The sequence below is a fragment of the Kitasatospora sp. NPDC091257 genome (assembly GCF_044757675.1).
Classification (GTDB): Bacteria; Actinomycetota; Actinomycetes; order Streptomycetales; family Streptomycetaceae; genus Kitasatospora; species Kitasatospora lactacystinica.
Window position 1 is genome coordinate 1 of the sequence record NZ_JBIVVI010001784.1, and the last position, 1,214, is coordinate 1,214.

General features: G+C 72.2%; 1 protein-coding gene. It reads left to right on the plus strand.

What is annotated here, in order from left to right; translation table 11 throughout:
• The first annotated feature begins 205 nt into the window (after positions 1–205).
• On the plus strand, positions 206–970 hold the full coding sequence (locus tag ACIQOV_RS42015) for a DUF1707 domain-containing protein (protein WP_401056489.1): 765 nt from the start codon (positions 206–208) through the stop codon (positions 968–970).
• Positions 971–1,214 lie beyond the last annotated feature (244 nt).

Sequence of the window (1,214 nt, forward strand, 5' to 3'; positions counted from 1 at the left end):
CAGCTTCTCCATGTACGGGAGCAGGTCGCTGTACTCGAAGTCTGGCGTGGGAGCCATGGGGGCGGTCCTTAGCTGTCCAGTTGGTCCGGCTGCGTCGGCGAAGCATCATCCAGGGTAGGACCCGGTGGACGTCGGCATGCGGACAGGGCAGCCTTGCGTGACCGGGCTCACTCGCGCAGGAGTGCGAGCGACTAGGCTGACCCCCGTGGACAACTCGCCGTCGCACGACGATTCGGGGCAGCCGCCGGTGCCGGCGCCCGTACCGATGACCAAGCCCGAACCCGAGCCGGAACTCAAGCCCGAGACCAGGGCGGAGGCCGCGCCGCGGCCGCACGCGCCGGTCGCGGAGGCGGACCTGCGGGTCTCCGACGCCGACCGCGAGAAGGTCGCGGAGCTGCTGCGGGACGCCTACGCCGAGGGCCGCCTGGACGCGGACGAGCACGCGGAGCGGATCGAGGCCGCGTACGCCTCGAAGACCTTCGGCGACCTCGTGCCGCTGACCCGGGACCTGCCGGCCCGCCCGCTGTCCTTCGAGAAGCAGCCGCTGAGTGCCCCGCAGGGCCCGCCGCCGCAGCCGCCCGCGCGCCAGGAGTCGCCGACGGTGGTGGCGGTCTTCGGCGGCGCGGCCCGCAAGGGCCGTTGGCGGGTGGGCTCGCACCTGAGCGCCTTCGCCGCGTTCGGCGGGGTGGAGATCGACCTGACCGACGCCGTGTTCGAGTCCCCCGAGGTGGAGATCACGGTGACGGCGATCTTCGGCGGGGTCCAGGTCAGGGTCCCGGAGAACGTGAGCCTGCAGGGATCCGGCATCGGCATCTTCGGCGGCTTCGACGTCCGGGAGACGACCGCGGCGGACCCGTACGCTCCGGTTGTCCGGATCAAGGGCCTTGCGCTGTTCGGTGGTTGCGAGGCGAAGCCGCGCCGGGGCAAGAAGCTGAAGGAATGGGTGCGGCGCCAACTCGGCACCGACTGACCGCCGTTGACCTGCACAGCGCCCGATCGGGGATCAACTCCCGGTCGGGCGCTCGGCGTTGCGGCCGGTGCTCTGCGTAGTCGATTGCGTGCAGTGTGCATGAATCGCGGCCGGGCGGGGTAGTTCCTTCCGCACATCGCTTCTTGGACGGCTGCGCACCGGAGGCGGCCGAGCGGCCGTGCCCGGGCTGGACAGCGGGGGCTCGCGGCCGGCGGGGGAGCGAGGGGTCCCCGTGTCCGAGAGC